Origin of the sequence: Actinoallomurus acaciae (assembly GCF_042429965.1) — a bacterium.
GTDB classification, from domain to species: Bacteria; Actinomycetota; Actinomycetes; order Streptosporangiales; family Streptosporangiaceae; genus Actinoallomurus; species Actinoallomurus acaciae.
This window is the reverse complement of record NZ_JBHLZP010000993.1, coordinates 1-1,516: the sequence shown is the minus strand read 5'-3', so window position 1 is coordinate 1,516 and position 1,516 is coordinate 1. Positions and strand designations below refer to the sequence as shown.

4 protein-coding genes are annotated in these 1,516 nt (G+C 70.5%); all 4 read right to left on the bottom strand.

Annotation, left to right across the window (positions count from 1 at the left end; translation table 11 throughout):
- A partial coding sequence (locus ACFFNX_RS49735) for a thiamine pyrophosphate-binding protein (protein WP_378213479.1) occupies nt 1-319 on the bottom strand: 319 nt, incomplete at its 3' end.
- 147 nt (nt 320-466) lie between these two features.
- The gene (locus ACFFNX_RS49730) at nt 467-637 is read right to left on the bottom strand and encodes a hydrophobic protein (RefSeq protein WP_378213477.1); all 171 of its coding nucleotides are present in this window, start codon (nt 635-637) and stop codon (nt 467-469) included.
- Nucleotides 638-698: 61 nt separating this feature from the next.
- On the bottom strand, nt 699-1,217 hold the full coding sequence (locus tag ACFFNX_RS49725) for a DUF6328 family protein (RefSeq protein ID WP_378213476.1): 519 nt from the start codon (nt 1,215-1,217) through the stop codon (nt 699-701).
- A gap of 6 nt (nt 1,218-1,223) precedes the next feature.
- On the bottom strand, nt 1,224-1,516 hold a 293-nt coding region (locus ACFFNX_RS49720), incomplete at its 5' end, for a CHAD domain-containing protein (protein WP_378213475.1).

The window sequence follows — 1,516 nt, the reverse complement described above, 5'->3', positions numbered from 1 at the left end:
CGCTGCGGGCGGTCTGCCCGACGATCGCCACCACCGGGACATGATCGAGCTTGGCGTCGTACAGGCCGTTGAGCAGATGAATCGCACCGGGACCGCTCGTCGCGAGACAGACCCCCGGCCTCCCGCTGAACTTGGCGTAACCGGTCGCCGCGAAGGCGGCCATCTCCTCGTGCCGGGCCTGGACGAACCGCGGCCGGTCATCGGCCCGGCCCAGCGCGGCGACGATCCCGTTGATCCCGTCGCCCGTATAGCCGAACAGTCGTTCGACTCCCCACTCGCGCAGGCGATGCAGCAGGTAATCCGCAACGGTAGGAGCCATGACGATCTCTCCTTTCCACCGTGGGCATCTCCTCACGGCCCTTCCCCGGCGGCGCGCCCGAAATCCGGGTACCGCGATTCCGTAGGTAAAGCACGTGGAGAAGGGCACCGGCGGGCCCCTCCAGGACCCGCCGGGACGGTCGTCAGCTCACCAGCGGTACCAGCGGCCGCGCCGGCCGCCCGCACCCGCACCGCGGAAGACGAAGCCGAGAAGCCACAGGATGAGCACGATGATCGCGATCCACCAGAGGGCCTTGAGCGCGAAGCCCGCGCCGAACAGAATCAGCACGAGAAGCAGCACAAGGAGCAACGGCACCATGGTCAGTCACCTCCTGTGCCCGCATATGCCCCAATATGGGGCTTTCATGCCGAATCGCGGTTCAGGGTCCCCCGGCCCGGATGAGCTTCGGCAGCAGGTACCACAGCACGACGAACAGCGCCGTGATCGCGACGCCGAGCCCGGTCGCCCAGCCGAGGCCCGCCACGACGTCCAGGACGAGGAAGACCGCGCCGATCATGGCGACCAGCAGGGCCACCAGGCCCGCCTGGGCGAGTGTTGAGGCGGTCCGGACGAGCTGGGGCTTGCGGCCCTGCCGGAAGACCTGGCGGTGACCGCTGACCGGCGCGATCAGCAGCGCCGTGGCGCTCGCCGCCGCGACCAGAGTGATCACGTACACGGCCCTGTCCCGGTCGCCGATGTCACCGAACCGGTTCGTGAACGGCAGCGTCAGCAGGAACGCGAACAGGATCTGCACGCCGGTCTGGGCGACCCGCAGCTCCTGCAACAGCTCGATGAGGTTGCGGTCCCAGCGCTCCATGCCGGTCTCGTCGCGGTTCTCCTCCGCGCGTTCCGTGTCGCCGCGGGTCCCGTCGTGCTCCGCCCGGCCGGTCTCGGTCATCGCCGCCTACTTCTTCCCGAGTTTGCGCAGCGGCTTGCGCTTGGCCGCCTTCTTCGCGACGGCGGGCAGGTCCGCCAGGCGACGTGCCGCCTCCTGCCGTTCGACCTCGGTCAGCCGGCCGGCGACGAACGTGTCGGCGGCGGGGGTGTCCGGCCGTCCGGTGGTGGCGGCGAGGCGCTCGACGGCGACGACGCCGTCGTGGTGTTCGCCGAGGACGTCCTGGAGCCGTTCGGCCCGGCGGGCGAGCTTCGCGGCGGGCGAGCCGAGTGCCGCGGAGGCGGCCTCGGCGGTGTACCGGG